At 59.9% G+C, this 18613-nt stretch carries 20 protein-coding genes; 11 read left to right on the forward strand and 9 right to left on the reverse strand.

What is annotated here, in order from left to right:
* Positions 1-3 precede the first annotated feature (3 nt).
* The 6 genes from ptsP to U6037_RS05060 all read right to left on the reverse strand — a co-directional run bounded on the left by ptsP (position 4) and on the right by U6037_RS05060 (position 6976).
* The gene (gene ptsP / locus U6037_RS05035; RefSeq protein WP_322846009.1) at positions 4-2514 is read right to left on the reverse strand and encodes a phosphoenolpyruvate--protein phosphotransferase; all 2511 of its coding nucleotides are present in this window, start codon (positions 2512-2514) and stop codon (positions 4-6) included.
* Positions 2515-2656: 142 nt separating this feature from the next.
* The gene (locus U6037_RS05040; protein WP_322846010.1) at positions 2657-3679 is read right to left on the reverse strand and encodes an SIS domain-containing protein; all 1023 of its coding nucleotides are present in this window, start codon (positions 3677-3679) and stop codon (positions 2657-2659) included.
* Entirely contained in the window at positions 3660-4766 is a 1107-nt protein-coding gene (gene nagA / locus U6037_RS05045; protein WP_322846011.1) for an N-acetylglucosamine-6-phosphate deacetylase, read from the reverse strand. Before nagA ends, U6037_RS05040 begins: the two co-directional genes overlap by 20 nt.
* A gap of 40 nt (positions 4767-4806) precedes the next feature.
* Positions 4807-5538 carry a GntR family transcriptional regulator gene (locus tag U6037_RS05050; protein WP_416221703.1) on the reverse strand — a complete coding sequence of 244 codons (732 nt, stop codon included), beginning with the start codon at positions 5536-5538 and terminating at the stop codon, positions 4807-4809.
* Positions 5539-5821: 283 nt separating this feature from the next.
* Positions 5822-6337 carry a L,D-transpeptidase family protein gene (locus tag U6037_RS05055; protein ID WP_064120595.1) on the reverse strand — a complete coding sequence of 172 codons (516 nt, stop codon included), beginning with the start codon at positions 6335-6337 and terminating at the stop codon, positions 5822-5824.
* Positions 6338-6424: 87 nt separating this feature from the next.
* Positions 6425-6976, reverse strand: a complete 552-nt coding sequence (locus U6037_RS05060; RefSeq protein WP_095119357.1) for an NUDIX hydrolase — start codon at positions 6974-6976, stop codon at positions 6425-6427.
* 147 nt (positions 6977-7123) lie between these two features.
* On the opposite strand from U6037_RS05060, the gene U6037_RS05065 reads away from it, so the two are divergent.
* From U6037_RS05065 to purT, 5 genes are all read left to right on the forward strand, one after another.
* Entirely contained in the window at positions 7124-7723 is a 600-nt protein-coding gene (locus U6037_RS05065) for a CoA pyrophosphatase (RefSeq protein WP_322846013.1), read from the forward strand.
* 47 nt (positions 7724-7770) lie between these two features.
* Positions 7771-8295, forward strand: coding sequence for a gamma carbonic anhydrase family protein (locus U6037_RS05070; RefSeq protein ID WP_322846014.1), 525 nt, complete (start codon positions 7771-7773; stop codon positions 8293-8295).
* Entirely contained in the window at positions 8292-8501 is a 210-nt protein-coding gene (locus U6037_RS05075) for a DUF1289 domain-containing protein (protein ID WP_322846015.1), read from the forward strand. Before U6037_RS05070 ends, U6037_RS05075 begins: the two co-directional genes overlap by 4 nt.
* Positions 8502-8731: 230 nt before the next feature.
* The gene (locus U6037_RS05080; protein WP_322846016.1) at positions 8732-9199 is read left to right on the forward strand and encodes a VUT family protein; all 468 of its coding nucleotides are present in this window, start codon (positions 8732-8734) and stop codon (positions 9197-9199) included.
* Between the two features lie 100 nt (positions 9200-9299).
* Positions 9300-10481, forward strand: coding sequence for a formate-dependent phosphoribosylglycinamide formyltransferase (purT, locus tag U6037_RS05085; RefSeq protein WP_047292735.1), 1182 nt, complete (start codon positions 9300-9302; stop codon positions 10479-10481).
* A gap of 88 nt (positions 10482-10569) precedes the next feature.
* On the opposite strand, the gene U6037_RS05090 is transcribed toward purT, so the two are convergent.
* The 3 genes from U6037_RS05090 to U6037_RS05100 all read right to left on the reverse strand — a co-directional run bounded on the left by U6037_RS05090 (position 10570) and on the right by U6037_RS05100 (position 14255).
* Positions 10570-11886: an MFS transporter gene (locus tag U6037_RS05090; RefSeq protein ID WP_322846017.1), complete on the reverse strand. Its 1317-nt coding sequence runs from the start codon at positions 11884-11886 to the stop codon at positions 10570-10572.
* A 302-nt stretch (positions 11887-12188) separates the two neighbouring features.
* Entirely contained in the window at positions 12189-13430 is a 1242-nt protein-coding gene (locus U6037_RS05095) for a transporter associated domain-containing protein (RefSeq protein ID WP_322846018.1), read from the reverse strand.
* A 12-nt stretch (positions 13431-13442) separates the two neighbouring features.
* Positions 13443-14255 carry a cytochrome C assembly family protein gene (locus U6037_RS05100; protein WP_034154823.1) on the reverse strand — a complete coding sequence of 271 codons (813 nt, stop codon included), beginning with the start codon at positions 14253-14255 and terminating at the stop codon, positions 13443-13445.
* 210 nt (positions 14256-14465) lie between these two features.
* On the opposite strand from U6037_RS05100, the gene ffh reads away from it, so the two are divergent.
* From ffh to U6037_RS05130, 6 genes are all read left to right on the forward strand, one after another.
* On the forward strand, positions 14466-15839 hold the full coding sequence (gene ffh / locus U6037_RS05105; RefSeq protein ID WP_322846019.1) for a signal recognition particle protein: 1374 nt from the start codon (positions 14466-14468) through the stop codon (positions 15837-15839).
* Positions 15840-16090: 251 nt separating this feature from the next.
* Positions 16091-16342: a 30S ribosomal protein S16 gene (rpsP, locus tag U6037_RS05110; RefSeq protein WP_003185073.1), complete on the forward strand. Its 252-nt coding sequence runs from the start codon at positions 16091-16093 to the stop codon at positions 16340-16342.
* A gap of 5 nt (positions 16343-16347) precedes the next feature.
* Positions 16348-16884, forward strand: a complete 537-nt coding sequence (gene rimM, locus U6037_RS05115; RefSeq protein WP_064393256.1) for a ribosome maturation factor RimM — start codon at positions 16348-16350, stop codon at positions 16882-16884.
* A gap of 44 nt (positions 16885-16928) precedes the next feature.
* Complete coding sequence (gene trmD, locus U6037_RS05120; RefSeq protein WP_230669539.1) at positions 16929-17639, forward strand: tRNA (guanosine(37)-N1)-methyltransferase TrmD; 711 nt, start codon at positions 16929-16931, stop codon at positions 17637-17639.
* A 45-nt stretch (positions 17640-17684) separates the two neighbouring features.
* Positions 17685-18035, forward strand: a complete 351-nt coding sequence (gene rplS / locus U6037_RS05125) for a 50S ribosomal protein L19 (RefSeq protein WP_003175895.1) — start codon at positions 17685-17687, stop codon at positions 18033-18035.
* A 91-nt stretch (positions 18036-18126) separates the two neighbouring features.
* Positions 18127-18540, forward strand: coding sequence for an acyl-CoA thioesterase (locus tag U6037_RS05130; protein ID WP_042557826.1), 414 nt, complete (start codon positions 18127-18129; stop codon positions 18538-18540).
* Positions 18541-18613 lie beyond the last annotated feature (73 nt).

An 18613-nucleotide genomic window follows, 5' to 3' on the forward strand; every position in this document is an offset into this window, starting at 1 on the left:
TTATTAGCGCAGAGGCCAGTGTTGATGGCAGGCATGACGCACCGCCGCAGCGCTGCTCAGCTTGAGCAGGTCGCGGGCGAGGCGTTGGCATTCGGCTTCGTGCAACTGGCGCACGCGATCCTTGATTTCACCGATCTGCACCGGGCTCACCGACAGTTCGGTAACGCCCAGACCGATCAACACGGGGGTGGCCAGCGGATCAGAGGCGAGGGCGCCGCACACGCCGACCCAGCGTTTGTGCACCGCCGCGCCTTCGCAGGTCATGGCGATCAGGCGCAGCAGCGCCGGGTGCAGGGCGTCAACGCGGGCGGCCAGACCGGCGTGATCGCGATCCATGGCGAGCGTGTATTGCGAGAGGTCGTTGGTGCCGATCGAAAGGAAATCGGCATGTTCGGCCAGTTGTTCGGCTTGCAGCGCGGCGGCGGGGACTTCGATCATCACGCCGATTTCCGGGCGCTGACTCACACCCAGTTCGAGGCACAAGGCATCGACGCGTTGGCGAATGTGTAGCAGCTCATCCACTTCGGTGACCATCGGCAGCAGGATCCGGCAGCGGCGCAGCGGGCTGACTTGCAGCAGCGCGCGCAGTTGCTGATCGAGGATTTCCGGGCGGGCCTGAGCCAGGCGAATGCCGCGCAAGCCGAGTACCGGATTGGCTTCGATGGGCAGCGGCAGGTAATCGAGTTGTTTGTCGCCGCCGACGTCGATGGTGCGGATGATCACTGACTTGTCGCCCATGGCATCGATCACGGCTTGATAAGCACTGCGCTGCTCTTCGACGTCTGGAGCGGTCTGGCGATCGACGAACAAAAACTCGGTGCGCAACAGGCCTACACCATCGGCGCCGTTGGCAAAGGCGTCCGCCGCTTCACCGCTGGAAGCAACATTGGCGACGACTTCGATGTGCACGCCATTACGGGTTTCGGCGGGCAGGTGAGCTTTGGCTTGTTGCGCGTCGCGACGTCGTTGCCGGTCGATTTGTACCTGCTGAACTTCGCTCAGGCGTTCAGCATTCGGCATCAGTTCCAGACGACCACCGTCGGCATCAAGCACGACCGCGTGCCCTTGCGGCTGATCAAGCAATGCTGAACCCAGCGCCACCATGCACGGCAGACCTTTGCCACGCGCCAGAATCGCCACATGCGAAGTCGCGCCACCTGCGGCCATGCACAACCCGGCGACACCTTGCGCGCTGAGTTGCAGCAAATCCGACGGCGTCAGTTCATGCGCCGCGACGATCGCGCCGGCCGGCACGTCGTAGTCCCTGGCCTCGCCGAGCAAGGCACGCAACACGCGTTGCTTGAGGTCGCGCAGATCATTGGCGCGCTCAGCCAGCAACGCGCTACCGGTGTGTTGCAGCACTTCGCACTGCACATCGATCGACTGGCTCCAGGCGTGAGTCGCCGCAGTGCCTTGTTCGATGGATTGCTGTGCCGCATCGAGCAGCGCCGGGTCTTCAAGCAGCGCCAAATGCGCGGCGAAGATTGCTTCTTCATCGACATTCTTGTGCTTTTTCGCTTGGGCGAGGGTGGCGTCGATTTCGCTGCGCACCTGATTCAGTGCCGTGTCGAGCACCTGCAATTGTTGCAACGGATCATGATTGCCCGCGTCGATCGGCAAACTGATCGCGTTCAGGCGGAACAGCGGGCCACCGACCAGTCCTGGCGCGGCGCATACGCCGTGCAGTACACCCACTTCGGCCGGGCGTTTGAGAGGCGCAATACTGGCCGGTGCCGCGTGATGCTCCTCCGGCAGCGCCGTGGCCAACGCGGTGAGCAACGCTTGCAGCGCCGCCTCGGCATCCGGCCCCTGACAGCTGACCTGCACTTCGTCCTGCTCGCCAACCGCCAGCCCCATCAAGCCGATCAGGCTGTTGCACGGCGCCGATTTGCCAGCGAAGTGCAGTTGCGACTGGCTTTTGAAACCTTGCGCGGTCTGCCGAATCAACGCCGCCGGGCGGGCATGCAAACCGCCGCGATGCGCCACCAACACATGACCATGAACCTCAGGCCCGCCGACCTCTTCGACATTCGCCGCAGCACTGTTGCGGGCAACGATGTGCAGCAAGGGGTCGCCAACCTTCACCGCTTTCAGCGTGATCGGTCGTACCTGGAAATCCTGACTGTTGGTCAGGATCAACAGACTGACGAGGCTTTTGCATTGCTGACCGACCTTGTCGAGGTCATAGCGCAGCAACGGTTGGCCTTTGCTGACGCGCGAGCCATCCTTGACCAGCATCGAGAAGCCTTCGCCGTTCAGTTCAACGGTGTCGAGGCCCAGATGCAGGAGGATTTCCGCGCCGTTGTCGGCACGCACGGTCAGTGCGTGGCCGGTGCGCGCGACGTGAATGATCACCCCGGCGCACGGCGAGTACAGCGTGTCGTTGAGCGGATCGATGGCAATGCCATCGCCCATCGCGCCGCTGGCGAACACCGCGTCCGGGACTTTGGCGAGCGTGAGCACCGGGCCGCTGAGCGGGGCGCTGAGGGTCAGCTCTTTATTGTTGTTGTGCATGGCTCGGTCTCATCAGTAATTTCGCTGATCCCTGTAGGAGCTGCCGCAGGCTGCGATCATTTGATCTTGTTTTCTGTGAATCAAAATCAAAAGATCGCAGCCTGCGGCAGCTCCTACATGGAGTTACATCCTTTAGCCGCTATCAGTGCGTTCGGGTCACTTTGCTCAGATGGCGCGGCTGATCCGGGTCCATTCCGCGGGCCACGGCCAGCCCTGCGGCCATCACGTAGAAGCTCTGGATCGCCAGAATCGGATCGAGGGCCGGATGTTCGGCGCGGGTCAGCGTCAGGTCGCGCTCGGCGATGTCATCCGGCGCGGCCAGCAACACACGGGCGCCGCGTTGACGCATCTCTGCTGCCAGGCTCAACAGACCCGCCTGCTCGGCGCCGCGTGGAGCGAAGACCAGCAACGGATAGTGTTCGTCGATCAGCGCCATCGGGCCGTGACGCACTTCGGCGCTGCTGAACGCTTCGGCCTGAATCGCCGAGGTTTCCTTGAATTTCAAAGCCGCTTCTTGAGCGATGGCAAACCCGGCGCCGCGCCCAATCACCATCAAACGTTGGCAATCGCGCAGCGCTTCGATGGCCACGCTCCAGTCCTGTTTCGCCGCTTCGCGCAGGCCTTCGGGCAAGGCATTGCCGGCCTCGAGCAATTCGCTGTCCTCTTTCCAGTGCGCGATCAAACGGGCGCTGGCGCTGAGGGTGGCGATAAAACTCTTGGTCGCGGCGACGCTGCTTTCAGTCCCGGCGAGCAGCGGCACGCTGAATTCACAGGCAGCTTCCAGCGGCGAGTCGGCGGCGTTAACCATCGACACGCTCAACGCGCCACGCTTGCGCAACAGACGCAGGCTGTTGACCAGATCCGGGCTCTGCCCCGACTGTGAAAAGGCGAACGCGACCTGACCGCTGACTTTCAATGGCACCTGCTGCATGGTCACCACCGACATCGGCAACGACGCCACCGGCACACCGAGTTGCTGCATGGTCAGGTAGGCGAAGTAGCTCGCCGCGTGGTCGGAGCTGCCGCGCGCCACCGTCATCGCCACTTGCGGTGGCTGACGGCGCAGGCGCCCGGCGATCTCGATCATTGGCGCGTCGAGCTGTTGCAGTTGGGCTTGCACGGCCTCGAACGAGGACAGCGCCTCTTCAAGCATTTTTGAAGTCAATGTCTTCTCCTTCGACCATGACGGCGGTCAGTGTGAGTGAGCGATCCAGCCGCACGCAGTCGGCCCAGGCACCTGGTTGCAGGCGCCCGCGTTCGGTGATGCCGAGGTAGTCGGCGGGGAATTGCGACAGGCGCTGCGAGGCTTCGGCGATCGGCAAACCGATCTTCACCAGGTTGCGCAGGGCTTGGTCCATGGTCAGGGTGCTGCCGGCCAAGGTGCCGTCGGGCAGTCGTACGCCGCCCAGGCATTTGGTCACGGTGTGGCTGCCAAGCTTGTATTCACCGTCGGGCATGCCGGCGGCAGCGGTCGAATCGGTCACGCAATACAGGCACGGGATCGAGCGCAGGGCCACGCGGATGGCGCCGGGATGCACGTGCAGCAAATCCGGAATCAGCTCGGCGAATTTGGCGTGGGCCAATGCGGCGCCGACGATGCCCGGTTCGCGGTGATGCAACGGGCTCATGGCGTTGTAGAGGTGAGTGAAACTGGTCGCGCCGGCATCGAGTGCAGCAACGCCTTCCTCGTAACTGCCGAGGGTGTGGCCGATCTGCATGCGCACGCCACGGCTGCTCAGTTCACGAATCAACGCGTCGTGACCGGCGATTTCCGGAGCGATGGTGATTACCCGAATCGGCGCCAATGCCAGATATTCTTCGACTTCGGCCATCAATGCAGTGTGGGCGAAATTCGGTTGTGCACCGAGTTTGCCGGGATTGATGTACGGGCCTTCGAGGTGTACGCCGAGGACGCGCGCGGCACCTTGCGGACGCTGTTCGCAGAATTCCCCGACTTCTTTCAAGACGCAGGAGATCTCGGCACTCGGTGCGGTCATGGTCGTGGCCAGCAGCGAGGTAGTGCCGAAACGCACGTGGGTTCTGGTGATGGTTTCGAAAGCGCTGGCGCCTTCCATGATGTCTTTGCCGCCGCCGCCGTGAACGTGCAGATCAATGAAACCCGGCAGCAGATACGGCAGGTCATTGGTGGCCGGATCGCAAGGCATGCCTTCAATCGACACGACTTTGCCGTGTTCGTGGATCAGCCGGCCGCGAATCCAGCCGCTGGCGGTGAGGATGTTGTCTTCGGACATTTTGGTTCTCGCTTTGGGCCGCTCTCAGCGGCGCAGCTCTTTATCTACGAAGCTCTGCAACAAAGTCGTAGTAGTCGTTGCGGCAATAGGTGTCGGTGACTTCGATCGGCGTGTTGTCTTCCAGGTAGCCAACCCGGGTCATCAGCAACATCGCGGTGCCGGGGGCGATGCCGACCAGCGCGGCGAACTCGTCCGAGGCGTTGATCGCCTGAATGTGCTGCAAGGCGCGGACGATCGGTTTGCCGATGCCGTCGAGGTATTCGTAGAGCGAATCGCCGACCAGTTGCGGCTTGGGCATGATCGAGGCGGGCAGGGTGCTCATCTCGATCGCCATGACGGTGTCATCGGCTTTGCGCAGACGCTTCATGCGCGCGACCTTGTCGTTCGGCGACAGGCTGAGACGGATCAGTTCTTCGTGGGTCGGCAGGGTGATTTCGCGTTCCAGCCAATGCGAACTGGGCACAAAACCCTTGAGTCGCAGCATTTCGCTGAAACCGGAGAGACGCGACAGCGGTTGTTCGAGACGCGGGGTGATGAAGGTGCCGGAACCTTGCAGGCGGCGGATCAAACCTTGATCGAGGAGGACTTCCAATGCCTTGCGTGCGGTAACGCGAGAGATACCGAGCATTTCGCTGAGATTGCGTTCGGACGGCATCGCCTGCTCGGACTTCCACTGCCCGGCATGGATCGCCGCTTCCAGATTGCGCGCCAGTTGCAGGTACAGCGGCGTCGGCTGGGAGTCGTCAGGACGTAGGGCGTGGAGGTCGTTCATGTAGGTCATTTCCGTCGCGAGTATAGGATTGTTGTGGCTCGCTTGTGGGGCGGAAATTAATACCACTTGAATACCATGTCAACGCGGGTAATCGGCCGTTAGCCCAATGAAATGGCGGGTTGTAGCGGGTATGGTTTGAAGTGGTATTAAAGCTGGGCTGTAGAAAGCAAAAGATCGCAGCCTGCGGCAGCTCCTACAGTGGGAAGTGGTATCACCTCTGTAGGAGCTGCCGCAGGCTGCGATCTTTTGATTTATTTTTTTGCAGGTGACCAGTGGTCAGGGATCAAGGGCGGATTTCGACCATCGTGCCGTCCGGCACCAGGCTCCACACTTCGCGCATATCAACGTTGCGCATGGCGACGCAGCCGTCCGTCCAGTCGAGGGTGTGGAACAGGTCTTCCGGGGTTTCTTCCGAATCCGGCGTGCCGTGGATCATGATCATCCCGCCGGGCTCGACGCCTTCACGCCGGGCGCGAGCCGAATCGCTGATGTTCGGGTAGGAAATGTGCATCGACAGATTGAATTTGTCACTGGTCTTGCGCCAGTCGATCCAATAGAAACCTTCCGGCGTGCGTTTGTCGCCTTCGATCAGTTTCGGACCCTTTTTCGCGCCCTTTCCCAAGGAGATGCGATAGGTCTTCAGCGGTTTGCCATCGGCGATCAACTGCAGTTGATGTGCTGACTTGAGCACCAGGACTTTTTCGATAAGCGGGCTATTCGCAGGCGCCACGGTGGTCACGAATGACGCTTGGGAGACGGTAACGAACGACAGGCAGAACAGGGCAAGCAACCAGCGCATTGAAACGATTCCCCAGGAATGACGCAGAAACATGATTTACAGGTGTTGTGCAGACGTGCTCGGGTTATCGGCTGGCCGGCGACGAAATCAAGTAATGGCAGGCTGAGCAAGCGGCGGAATCGATTCCGAACGAACCGGATACACCTCGACACGCCGATCAGCGAAGAAGCATTCTAAGGTACGCCCCACTGTGCGGAAAGCCAGCTCGTCCCAAGGAATGTCGGCTTCGTCGAATAGTTGCACTTCCAGGCTCTCGGGACCGGCGGCGAAATCCAGATCGACCAGTTCGGCGCGGAAGAACACATGCACCTGACTGATGTGTGGCACGTCGATCAGCGTGTAGATGCTCAGATTGCGCACGCGGGCGCAGGCTTCTTCTGCGGTCTCGCGCACGGCGGCCTGCTCAATGGTCTCGCCGTTCTCCATGAAACCGGCGGGCAACGTCCAGTAACCGAGGCGCGGTTCGATGGCGCGACGGCAGAGCAACACTTTTGTGCCCCAGGTCGGCACGCAGCCGGCAACGATATTGGGGTTCTGATAGTGAATGGTCTGACAGCTGTCACAGACAAATCGCAGCCGCGAATCGCCTTCGGGAATGCGCTGGGTGACCGGGTTACCGCAGTGGCTGCAAAATTTCATGCTGGGCTTCCTGAATGCTGCGCCTATCTTGGCGTGCAGCGGTGTCGGTCGGCAAGTTGTCGTTTCGCGACACGACAGGTTTCGGGGGCTTGGGCGCTCGCAATGATTGGTGCATGATGCAGGGTAAGGCACAGATCGAGAACACTCATGCTGGACGAGCTACTGCATAGGGTAAGCAACCACACACCGCGCACGCTGGAGACCGACACACGTTTCCCCGAGGCCGCCGTTCTGGTGCCGATCACCCGCAGTGAGGAGCCGGAACTGGTGTTGACCCTGCGCGCCAGCGGGCTCTCGACCCACGGCGGCGAAGTGGCGTTTCCCGGTGGTCGCCGCGATCCGGAAGACCCGGATCTGATCTTCACGGCGCTACGTGAGGCTGAAGAAGAAATCGGCCTGCCGCCCGGACTGGTCGAAGTCATTGGCCCGCTCAGCCCACTGATTTCCCTTCACGGCATCAAGGTCACGCCTTATGTCGGCGTCATCCCCGATTTCGTCGAGTATCAACCCAATGACGCCGAGATTGCGGCCGTCTTCAGCGTACCGCTGGAATTCTTCCGTAAAGATCCTCGCGAACACACGCACCGCATCGACTATCAGGGCCGCAGTTGGTACGTGCCGAGCTATCGCTACGGCGAATACAAGATCTGGGGCCTGACGGCGATCATGATCGTCGAGTTGATCAACCTGCTCTATGACGCGAAAATCAGCCTGCACCAACCGCCGAAAAGCTTTATCAACACCTGAAGCCGTCGTTCGAACGGCCACTCACCGTGAGCCCTGAGGAAAACAAGATGAAATACCGCTTGGGCGACGCCCATGTCGAGACCCATCCACAGAGCTGGGTCGCCCCCAATGCCGTGCTGGTGGGCAAGGTCAAACTGGAAGAGGGCGCCAATGTCTGGTTCAACGCCGTGCTGCGTGGCGACAACGAACTGATCCTGATCGGCAAGAACAGCAACGTCCAGGACGGCACCGTGATGCACACCGACATGGGCTATCCGCTGACTATCGGCACCGGTGTGACCATCGGCCACAATGCGATGCTGCACGGCTGCACTGTTGGCGATTACAGCCTGATCGGCATTAACGCGGTGATTCTCAACGGCGCGAAGATCGGCAAGAACTGCATCATTGGCGCCAACTCGCTGATTGGCGAAGGCAAGGAAATTCCTGATGGTTCGCTGGTGATGGGTTCGCCGGGCAAGGTTGTGCGTGACCTGACGGAGCCGCAGAAGAAGATGCTTGAGGCCAGCGCCGCCCACTATGTGCATAACTCGCAACGTTATGCCCGCGATCTGGTTGAGCAGGAAGAATGAACACGCCAGAAAGACCCGTCGCCTCGCCGTGCGTGAATATTTGTGCGCTGGATGAGGACGACATCTGTACTGGTTGCCAGCGTACGGTGTCGGAAATCACCCGCTGGGGCCGCATGACCAATGACGAGCGGCGGGTGGTGCTGGGGTTGTGTCATGAGCGGGCGAAGGCGAGTGGGTTGGTGTGGATGATGTCTTCGAAGTCGTGATCGGCTTGAGGATGCCCTCACCCTAGCCCTCTCCCAGAGGGAGAGGGGACTGACCGGGTTGTTTGGACGAGTCACGTCGACCTGAAAATACCGCGTCGAACTCAGGTCTTGAACATCATGAAGATCGGCTCCCTTCCCCCTCGCCCCCTCGGGGAGAGGGCTGGGGTGAGGGGGTAGCTCTTGATTTGCCGGTCAAGTAACCTGTGCGCCAATCTGACAGGTCGCCCGCCATGATTTTCCTCATCGCCTACATCAGCAGCGTCGTGCTGATCAATTTCGCCTTCTCCACCGCTCCGCACCTGGACATCATCTGGTCGGCCTGGGGTGGTCTGGTGTTCGTGCTGCGCGACATGGTGCAAACCCGTTTCGGCCACGGTGCGCTGGTGGCGATGCTGGCGGCGTTGGTGCTTTCCTACGTAACCTCCGATCCCTCCATCGCTTTGGCCAGCGCCACGGCGTTCGCGGTCTCCGAGTGCATCGACTGGCTGGTGTTCAGCATCACCAAGCGCCCGTTGCGCGACCGCTTGTGGATCAGTTCGGCGCTGAGCATTCCTCTCGATACCTTCATCTTCTTCGGCATGATCGACTTGCTGACGCCACCGGTGATCATCACTGCACTGGCCTCGAAATTTGCCGGCGTTACTGCCGTCTGGCTGATCATGGCCTGGCGTGAGCGCAAACAGGCTGTCGCCGGCTGAAGCCAAAGCCTCAGGTTCATGTAAAATGCCGCGCTTTCTCCCCATGGAAAGCGCGTCAGGCGTTGCTTTCCTCGATGATCCGCTTCTTTGAGGACCTGAGATGACCCGTATCGGAACTCCATTGTCGCCAACCGCGACCCGCGTATTGCTGTGTGGCTGTGGTGAGTTGGGCAAGGAAGTGGTGATCGAACTGCAACGCCTGGGCGTTGAAGTGATCGCCGTTGACCGCTACGCCAACGCGCCGGCCATGCAAGTTGCGCATCGCAGCCACGTGATCAACATGCTCGACGGCGCCGCCCTGCGTGCCGTGATCGAAGCCGAGAAGCCGCATTTCATCGTGCCGGAAATCGAAGCCATCGCCACCGCCACCCTGGTCGAGCTGGAAGCCGAAGGCTTCACCGTGATCCCGACCGCTCGCGCTGCGCAACTGACCATGAACCGCGAAGGCATCCGTCGTCTGGCCGCTGAAGAGCTGGACCTGCCGACCTCGCCGTACCATTTTGCCGACACCTTCGAGGACTACAGCAAGGCCGTCCTGGACTTGGGCTTCCCATGCGTGGTCAAACCGGTAATGAGCTCGTCGGGCAAGGGCCAGAGTCTGCTGCGCAGTGCCGATGATGTGCAGAAAGCCTGGGACTACGCACAAGAGGGCGGCCGCGCCGGCAAAGGTCGGGTGATCATCGAAGGCTTTATCGATTTCGACTACGAAATCACCCTGCTGACCGTGCGCCACATCGGCGGCACCACGTTCTGCGCGCCAGTTGGCCACCGTCAGGAGAAGGGCGACTATCAGGAATCCTGGCAGCCACAAGCCATGAGCCCGATTGCCCTCGCTGAATCCGAGCGCGTTGCCAAAGCGGTGACCGAAGCGCTGGGTGGCCGTGGTCTGTTCGGCGTTGAGCTGTTCATCAAAGGTGATCAGGTGTGGTTCAGCGAAGTTTCACCGCGCCCGCATGACACCGGCCTGGTGACCTTGATTTCGCAGGATCTGTCGCAGTTCGCCCTGCACGCTCGCGCGATTCTGGGCCTGCCGGTGCCGCTGATTCGCCAGTTCGGGCCTTCGGCTTCGGCGGTGATTCTGGTGGAGGGGCAGTCGACCCAGACCGCATTCGCCAATCTGGGGGCTGCGTTGAGCGAGCCGGACACGGCGTTGCGTCTGTTCGGCAAGCCGGAAGTGAATGGCCAGCGCCGTATGGGCGTGGCACTGGCGCGGGATGAGTCGATCGAGGCTGCGCGTGCCAAGGCGACCCGTGCTGCTCAGGCTGTTGTTGTAGAGCTGTAAACCGAGTCGCGACATTCGCGAGCAGGCTCACTCCTACAGTTGGAATGCGTTCCCCTGTAGGAGTGAGCCTGCTCGCGATAGCGATCTGTCAGGCAATCTGATTCAGGTCGTTATTGCGGGTTTCCTTCAAACACAGCACCGCAATCAAACTCAGCACCGCCGCCGCCGACACATACCCGCCGACATAACTCAAACCACCCATCGCCACCAGTTTCTGCGCAAAGAACGGCGCCGCCGAGGCCCCGACAATGCCGCCCAGGTTATACGCCGCCGAAGCACCGGTATAACGCACGTGGGTCGGAAACAGCTCAGGCAACAATGCGCCCATCGGTGCAAACGTCACGCCCATCAAAAACAGCTCGATGCACAGAAACAGCGCCACACCCCAGGTCGAACCCTGAGTCAGCAACGGCTCCATCAGAAAACCGGAAAGAACCGCCAGCACACCACCGATGATCAGCACCGGTTTGCGCCCATAACGGTCGCTCGCCCAAGCCGACAGCGGCGTTGCGGCGGCCATGAACAGCACGGCAAAACACAGCAGGCCAAGGAACGTTTCGCGGCTATAGCCGAGCGTGGAAACCCCGTAGCTCAGGGAGAATACTGTCGAGATATAGAACAGTGCATAGCACACCACCATCGCTGCCGCGCCCAGCAACGTCGGTGCCCAGTACTGGCTGAACAGCTCGACCAGCGGTACTTTTACGCGCTCCTGACGAGCGATGGCGTTGGCGAACACCGGGGTTTCATGCAGTTTCAACCGTACATACAGGCCGACCATCACCAGAGCCGCGCTGAGCAGAAACGGAATCCGCCAGCCCCAGCTGCGGAACTGCTCGTCATTGAGGGTCATGGCCAGTGTCAGGAACAAGCCGTTGGCCGCGAGAAAACCAATCGAAGGCCCAAGCTGCGGGAACATGCCGAACCACGCACGTTTGCCTTTCGGCGCGTTTTCCGTGGCGAGCAGGGCGGCACCGCCCCATTCACCCCCCAATCCCAAACCTTGGCCGAAACGCAGCACACACAGCAGAATCGGTGCCCAGGCGCCAATGCTGTCATAACCCGGCAGCACGCCAATCAGTGTCGTGCACACGCCCATCAAGAGTAAGGATGCGACCAGCGTCGATTTGCGCCCGATGCGGTCACCAAAGTGGCCGAACAACGCCGAGCCCAGTGGCCTCGCCAGAAATGCGATACCAAAGGTAAGGAACGCCGAAAGCATCTGCGCGGTGCCGGAGGTCTGTGGAAAGAACACCGGCCCGATCACCAGCGCAGCCGCGGTGGCGTAAACATAGAAGTCATAGAACTCGATCGCGGTGCCGATAAAACTCGCCGTCGCCACGCGGGTGGCGGAATTGGTCGGTTGGGCAGGCGCGGTGTCGCTGATAGCGGTACTGGTTGTCATGCGGTGATCCCTGACAGTCATGAGCTCCGTTGGAGCGAATTATTATGGTCGAACACCCAGGGATGTGGGATGAGGCGCGGTCGCTGCTTCAGGTAGGAACAGTCGCCGGAGTACAGCGCAAATGGCCGAAACCTGGTGTGTGCGGGGTAAGCACAAGGTTCGGCGGGGCTTGGGTAAGCGTTCCGATTATAGGAAGGAGGCTAACAATCAAACAAGAGCAAAGATCGCAGCCTGCGGCAGCTCCTGCATTTGGAATGCGTTGCCCTGTAGGAGCTGCCGAAGGCTGCGATCTTTTGATCTTTCTATCGGGCAGGCACCAAAGCAGGCACAGAAGAGGTATGCCAAATCAGCACTTTGCTAACCCGGTTCTCTTCAGTCTCGAGAATCTCTAGACGATAACGCCCGATCTTCAAACAAACCGCACTTTCCGGAATAGTCTCCAACGCCTCAGTCACCAGACCATTCAGCGTTTTCGGACCATCGCTCGGCAAATGCCAGCCCAAACACTTGTTCAATTCGCGGATCGACGCGGCACCGTCAATGACCATGCGGCCATCGTCCTGCGGATGAATATGCGGATTATCCAGGCTGTGCTCGCTTTCAAACTCGCCGACAATTTCTTCGAGAATGTCTTCCAGCGTGACGATGCCGAGTACTTCGCCGTACTCGTCGACCACCATGCCCAGTCGGCGCTGCTGCTTGTGAAAATTCAGCAACTGCAGTTGCAGCGGTGTGCTTTCCGGCACGAAGTAAGGCTCGTAACTCGCCGCCAGCAGCGCCTCGCGGGTCAAATCACCATTGTTCAGCAAATGTCGGATCTGCCGGGTGTTGAGCACCGCTTCAACCTGATTGATGTCGCTGTGGAACACCGGCAGGCGCGTGCGCTTGTTGTGGCGTAACTGTTCGATGATCTCGTCGATCGAATCGTCGAGGTTGATGCCGTCGACGTCACTGCGCGGCACCAGAATGTCATTGACCGTAATGTTGTCCAGCGCATGAATCCCCGAAACCGGGTGCGCGTGAACCGGGTGCTCCGGATCGTCGTAACGGTCAGCAGGTGAGTCATCTTCGCTTTGCTGTACGACTTGAACCTTGCGCACAAACGGCCGCATCAGCAGGCCACTGATGCGGCTGAACAACCAGGCAAACGGATAAACAATCTTCAGCGGCACCGCTAGCAAGGTATTGCCGAACGCCAGCACCGCATCGGGATAGCGTTGGGCGACGGTACGTGGAAAGTAATCGGCAAACACCAGCAGGATGGCGCCAGCTCCGAGGCACGCCGCCCAAGGGCCGTTTTCTTCGCAGAGGAAAATCGCCAGCAACGTCGCGATCACTACCGCGAGCGCCCGGCACAGGGTGTTGCAGAGAATCAGGCTGTCGAGCGGGAAGCTCAGCTTCGCCAGCGGTTTATCGCTGGCGCGCGAGGCAGTGCGTTGCGCGAGCAGGTGCTGCTGCGCGATTTCGACGGCGGTAAACAGCCCCGACCACAAAATCAGCAGGACAAATACCGCGAGCATCGGCCCTAGGGGCAAACCGTCCATTTATGCCGCCCGTCAGATGTGCAGGATGTATTCACGAACCAGTTTGCTGCCGAAATACGCCAACATCAGCAGGCAGAAACCGGCGAGGGTCCAGCGAATCGCCTTGTGACCGCGCCAGCCGAGGCGATTACGGCCCCACAGCAGCACGCTGAACACGATCCAGGCCAGGCACGCCAGCAGGGTCTTGTGCACCAGATGCTGGGCGAACAGGTTTTCGACGAACAGCCAGCCGGAGATCAGCGACAGCGACAGCAGCGTCCAGCCGGCCCAGAGGAAGCCGAACAACAGGCTTTCCATGGTTTGCAGTGGCGGGAAGTTCTTGATCAGCCCCGACGGGTGCTTGTGTTTGAGCTGGTGGTCTTGCACCAGCAGCAACAAGGCCTGGAACACCGCGATGGTGAACATGCCGTAGGCAAGGATCGACAACAGAATATGCGCGAGGATGCCCGGCTCTTCATCGATGATCTGCACCGTCCCGGTCGGCGCGAACTGCGCCAGCAACACGGTGATCGCGCCCAGGGGGAACAGCAGCACCAGCAGGTTTTCCACCGGAATCCGCGAGCAGGCGATCAGCGTCAGGGCGATCACCGCCGCCGCGATCAGGCTGGAGGCGCTGAAGAAGTCCAGGCCCAGACCGATCGGTGTCAGCAAGTGCGTGAGCAGGCTGGCGGCGTGGGCCACCACGGCGAGCGCGCCGAGGCTAACCAGCAGGCGCTTGTTCGCCTTGGCGCCGGTGGCCAAGCGGGTGCTCTGATAAAGGGTCGCAGCGGCATAAAGAAGGGCGGCGGCGAGGGTGGTCAGCAAACTGGGTGACAAGGGGAGCATAAATCCTGTTAGGCAAGCCCGAAAGGGGCTGAGTTTGGCATAGAACCGCCATCGCACGAAAGACTCAGGAAGCTGACAGCGAGGTGTCCGCCAGCCGCAGTCTTCGCTATAATCCGCGACCTGCCCACGCCGCAGGCTCGCCGAGCACATGTTGATTCCGGTCTGGGCCGCCATTATCCCGGTCTACACAGGGCCTGAAAGGATCGCGCAATGTTTGAAAACCTAACCGACCGTCTCTCGCAGACGCTGCGCCATGTCACCGGCAAGGCGAAGCTGACCGAGGACAACATCAAAGACACCCTGCGTGAAGTGCGCATGGCGTTGCTCGAAGCCGACGTCGCCCTGCCGGTGGTCAAGGACTTCGTCAATTCGGTCAAGGAACGCGCTGTCGGCACCGAGGTGTCGCGCAGCCTGACGCCGGGCCAGGCATTCGTGAAGATCGTCCAGGCTGAACTCGAAAGCCTGATGGGCGCGGCCAACGAAGATTTGAACCTGAGCGCCGTACCGCCAGCTGTCATTTTGATGGCCGGTCTGCAGGGCGCCGGTAAAACCACCACCGCCGGCAAACTCGCGCGCTTCCTTAAAGAGCGCAAGAAGAAGTCGGTCATGGTCGTGTCGGCGGACGTTTACCGTCCTGCTGCTATTAAACAGCTGGAAACCCTGGCCAACGACATCGGCGTGACGTTCTTCCCGTCCGACCTGAGCCAGAAGCCGGTGGACATTGCCACCGCGGCTATTAAAGAAGCAAAGCTGAAATTCATCGACGTGGTCATCGTCGACACCGCCGGTCGTCTGCACATCGACGAAGAGATGATGGGCGAGATCAAGGCGCTGCACGCCGCGATCAACCCGGTCGAAACCCTGTTCGTGGTTGACGCCATGACCGGCCAGGACGCCGCCAACACGGCCAAGGCCTTCGGTGATGCGCTGCCGCTGACCGGTGTGATCCTGACCAAGGTCGACGGCGATGCCCGTGGCGGTGCCGCGCTGTCGGTGCGCGCCATCACCGGCAAGCCGATCAAGTTCATCGGTATGGGCGAGAAGAGCGAAGCGCTCGATCCGTTCCACCCTGAGCGTATCGCCTCGCGCATTCTCGGCATGGGCGACGTGCTCAGCCTGATCGAACAGGCTGAAGCGACCCTCGACAAGGACAAGGCCGACAAACTGGCCAAGAAGCTGAAGAAGGGCAAGGGCTTCGACCTCGAAGACTTCCGCGATCAGCTGCAACAGATGAAGAACATGGGCGGCCTCGGCGGCCTCATGGACAAGTTGCCGAGCATTGGCGGCGTCAATCTGTCGCAAATGGGCAATGCCCAGAACGCCGCAGAAAAGCAATTCAAGCAGATGGAAGCCATCATCAATTCCATGACCCCGGCCGAGCGCCGCGACCCTGAGCTGATCAGCGGTTCGCGCAAACGTCGTATCGCCATGGGTTCCGGCACTCAGGTGCAGGACATCGGCCGCTTGATCAAGCAGCACAAGCAGATGCAGAAGATGATGAAGAAATTCACCGCCAAGGGCGGAATGGCGAAAATGATGCGCGGCATGGGCGGAATGTTGCCCGGCGGCATGCCAAAGATGTAAAGAATCCGCGCCGGTCGTCGTACCGGCGCAGACCCTGCAAGGACGCAGGATCAACAGCAAACCCGCACTCGGCGGGAGCTGACCGGCCGTTTTCATCGACGGCTCTCTATGCAAATCTGCACGGCATCCCATGGGCGCCGGAAAAAGTCATTTGCAAAAGTCCGGATATTCCTTAGAATATGCGGCCTTTCGGGCACCCATGCCCGCTGTGCATTTAGATTTGCAGCACCGACTACAGGAACGATGTTCACATGCTAACAATCCGTCTTGCCCTTGGCGGCTCCAAAAAGCGCCCGTTTTACCACCTGACCGTAACCGACTCGCGTAACCCGCGTGACGGCTCCCACAAAGAACAGGTTGGTTTCTTCAACCCTGTTGCCCGTGGTCAGGAAATCCGTCTGTCCGTGAACCAAGAGCGCGTAGCCTACTGGCTGAGCGTTGGTGCACAGCCTTCTGAGCGTGTTGCTCAGTTGCTGAAGGAATCTGCAAAGGCTGCGGCCTGAGCAATATGAACGCGACGCCTGCTGTTGCCGATGATTTGATCGTTATTGGCAAAATTTATTCTGTTCATGGCGTTCGCGGCGAAGTGAAGGTTTATTCCTTTACTGATCCGACTGAAAACCTGTTGCAGTACAAAACCTGGACGCTCAAGCGCGAAGGTAATGTGAAACAGGTCGAGCTGGTCAGTGGACGCGGGAGCGACAAGTTCCTGGTCGCGAAGCTCAAGGGTCTTGATGATCGTGAAGAAGCTCGTCTTCTGGCCGGTTATGAGATCTGCGTGCCGCGCAATCTGTTCGCTGAATTGACCGACGGTGAGTACTACTGGTACCAGCTGGAAGGTCTGAAGGTCATCGACACCCTTGGGCAATTGCTCGGGAAAATCGATCATCTTCTGGAAACCGGCGCCAATGATGTAATGGTCGTCAAGCCTTGCGCTGGCAGCCTGGATGATCGCGAACGCCTGTTGCCCTATACGGAGCAATGCGTGTTGGCCATCGACCTGGCGGCGGGCGAGATGAAGGTGGATTGGGACGCGGACTTCTAAGCGTGGCTAACTTGCGCGTAGAAGTGATCAGTTTGTTTCCCGAGATGTTTTCCGCCATCGGCGACTACGGCATCACCAGTCGTGCGGTCAAACAGGGGCTCTTGCAGCTGACCTGTTGGAATCCGCGAGATTACACGACGGATCGGCATCACACTGTGGACGATCGCCCGTTTGGCGGTGGTCCGGGCATGGTGATGAAGATCAAACCCCTGGAAGATGCTCTGGTTCAGGCCAAGGCAGCAGCCGGGGAGGCGGCGAAGGTGATTTACCTGTCCCCCCAAGGCCGTCAACTGACTCAGTCGGCGGTACGCGAGTTGGCACAATCGGATGCATTGATCCTGATTGCCGGCCGCTATGAAGGCATTGACGAGCGTTTTATTGAAGCTCATGTCGATGAAGAGTGGTCGATTGGCGACTATGTACTGTCTGGCGGCGAGCTGCCGGCCATGGTCCTGATCGATGCGGTTACACGACTGCTGCCTGGAGCTTTAGGGCATGCAGACTCCGCCGAGGAAGATTCCTTTACGGATGGTCTGCTGGATTGCCCGCACTACACCCGACCTGAGGTGTATGCGGATCAGCGTGTACCCGACGTGTTGCTGAGTGGCAACCACGCGCATATCCGGCGTTGGCGTTTACAGCAGTCCCTTGGTAGGACCTTTGAACGACGCGCCGATCTTCTGGAAAGCCGCTCGCTTTCTGGAGAAGAGAAGAAGCTGCTCGAGGAATACATCCGCGAGCGGGACGATAGTTAACAACGTATCGATGGTAGATCGAACGATTTACCTTAGGAGCACAGCATGACCAACAAAATCATCCTTGCACTCGAAGCAGAGCAGATGACCAAAGAAATCCCTACCTTCGCCCCAGGCGACACTATTGTCGTTCAGGTGAAAGTGAAGGAAGGCGATCGTTCCCGTCTGCAAGCGTTCGAAGGCGTTGTAATCGCCAAGCGTAACCGCGGCGTGAACAGTGCGTTCACCGTTCGTAAAATCTCCAACGGTGTTGGCGTAGAACGTACTTTCCAGACCTACTCCCCGCAGATCGACAGCATGGCTGTTAAACGTCGCGGTGACGTACGTAAAGCCAAGCTGTACTACCTGCGCGACCTGTCGGGTAAAGCAGCTCGCATCAAGGAAAAACTGGCTTAAGTCCAGCTTCCGATGCAGAAAAAAGCAGCCTACGGGCTGCTTTTTTGTTGCCTGCAATTTATTCACCGTACCTTCGTTTCAGGCCAGAACCATGACCCCCCGCGACCAGGAAATCGAACGCCGCACCGAACTCTCGGTGACCCGCGTAACCAAAGCCGTCTTCCCGCCGACCACCAATCACCACAACACCCTGTTCGGCGGCACCGCGCTGGCGTGGATGGACGAAGTGTCGTTCATCACCGCCACGCGTTTCTGCCGCCTGCCGCTGGTAACTGTGTCCACCGATCGCATCGACTTCAACCACGCGATCCCGGCCGGTTCCATCGTCGAGTTGGTGGGGAAGGTGATCAAAGTCGGCAACACCAGCCTCAAGGTCGAGGTGGAGGTGTTTGTCGAAAGCATGAGCTGTGATGGTCGCGAGAAGGCGATTCATGGGCAGTTCAGCTTTGTCGCCATTGATGATGACAAGCGGCCGGTGCCGGTGCTGCCGGGTTTTGCGGCTTGATCTGATACCACGTCGCGTCCTTCGCGAGCAGGCTCGCTCCCAAAGTGAACGGGTGAACACAAAATTTGTGTCC

This window comes from Pseudomonas sp. B33.4 (genome assembly GCF_034555375.1).
Classification (GTDB): Bacteria; Pseudomonadota; Gammaproteobacteria; order Pseudomonadales; family Pseudomonadaceae; genus Aquipseudomonas.

Excerpts from the sequence above, each read along its gene's own strand:
- ptsP (WP_322846009.1), bottom strand. The coding sequence starts at position 2,514 with ATGCACAACAACAATAAAGAGCTGACCCTCAGCGCCCCGCTCAGCGGC.
- nagA (WP_322846011.1), bottom strand. The coding sequence starts at position 4,766 with ATGTCCGAAGACAACATCCTCACCGCCAGCGGCTGGATTCGCGGCCGG.
- U6037_RS05050 (WP_416221703.1), bottom strand. The coding sequence starts at position 5,538 with ATGAACGACCTCCACGCCCTACGTCCTGACGACTCCCAGCCGACGCCG.
- U6037_RS05055 (WP_064120595.1), bottom strand. The coding sequence starts at position 6,337 with ATGCGCTGGTTGCTTGCCCTGTTCTGCCTGTCGTTCGTTACCGTCTCC.
- U6037_RS05060 (WP_095119357.1), bottom strand. The coding sequence starts at position 6,976 with ATGAAATTTTGCAGCCACTGCGGTAACCCGGTCACCCAGCGCATTCCC.
- U6037_RS05065 (WP_322846013.1), top strand. The coding sequence starts at position 7,124 with ATGCTGGACGAGCTACTGCATAGGGTAAGCAACCACACACCGCGCACG.
- U6037_RS05070 (WP_322846014.1), top strand. The coding sequence starts at position 7,771 with ATGAAATACCGCTTGGGCGACGCCCATGTCGAGACCCATCCACAGAGC.
- U6037_RS05075 (WP_322846015.1), top strand. The coding sequence starts at position 8,292 with ATGAACACGCCAGAAAGACCCGTCGCCTCGCCGTGCGTGAATATTTGT.
- U6037_RS05080 (WP_322846016.1), top strand. The coding sequence starts at position 8,732 with ATGATTTTCCTCATCGCCTACATCAGCAGCGTCGTGCTGATCAATTTC.
- purT (WP_047292735.1), top strand. The coding sequence starts at position 9,300 with ATGACCCGTATCGGAACTCCATTGTCGCCAACCGCGACCCGCGTATTG.
- U6037_RS05090 (WP_322846017.1), bottom strand. The coding sequence starts at position 11,886 with ATGACAACCAGTACCGCTATCAGCGACACCGCGCCTGCCCAACCGACC.
- U6037_RS05095 (WP_322846018.1), bottom strand. The coding sequence starts at position 13,430 with ATGGACGGTTTGCCCCTAGGGCCGATGCTCGCGGTATTTGTCCTGCTG.
- U6037_RS05100 (WP_034154823.1), bottom strand. The coding sequence starts at position 14,255 with ATGCTCCCCTTGTCACCCAGTTTGCTGACCACCCTCGCCGCCGCCCTT.
- ffh (WP_322846019.1), top strand. The coding sequence starts at position 14,466 with ATGTTTGAAAACCTAACCGACCGTCTCTCGCAGACGCTGCGCCATGTC.
- rpsP (WP_003185073.1), top strand. The coding sequence starts at position 16,091 with ATGCTAACAATCCGTCTTGCCCTTGGCGGCTCCAAAAAGCGCCCGTTT.
- rimM (WP_064393256.1), top strand. The coding sequence starts at position 16,348 with ATGAACGCGACGCCTGCTGTTGCCGATGATTTGATCGTTATTGGCAAA.
- trmD (WP_230669539.1), top strand. The coding sequence starts at position 16,929 with ATGTTTTCCGCCATCGGCGACTACGGCATCACCAGTCGTGCGGTCAAA.
- rplS (WP_003175895.1), top strand. The coding sequence starts at position 17,685 with ATGACCAACAAAATCATCCTTGCACTCGAAGCAGAGCAGATGACCAAA.
- U6037_RS05130 (WP_042557826.1), top strand. The coding sequence starts at position 18,127 with ATGACCCCCCGCGACCAGGAAATCGAACGCCGCACCGAACTCTCGGTG.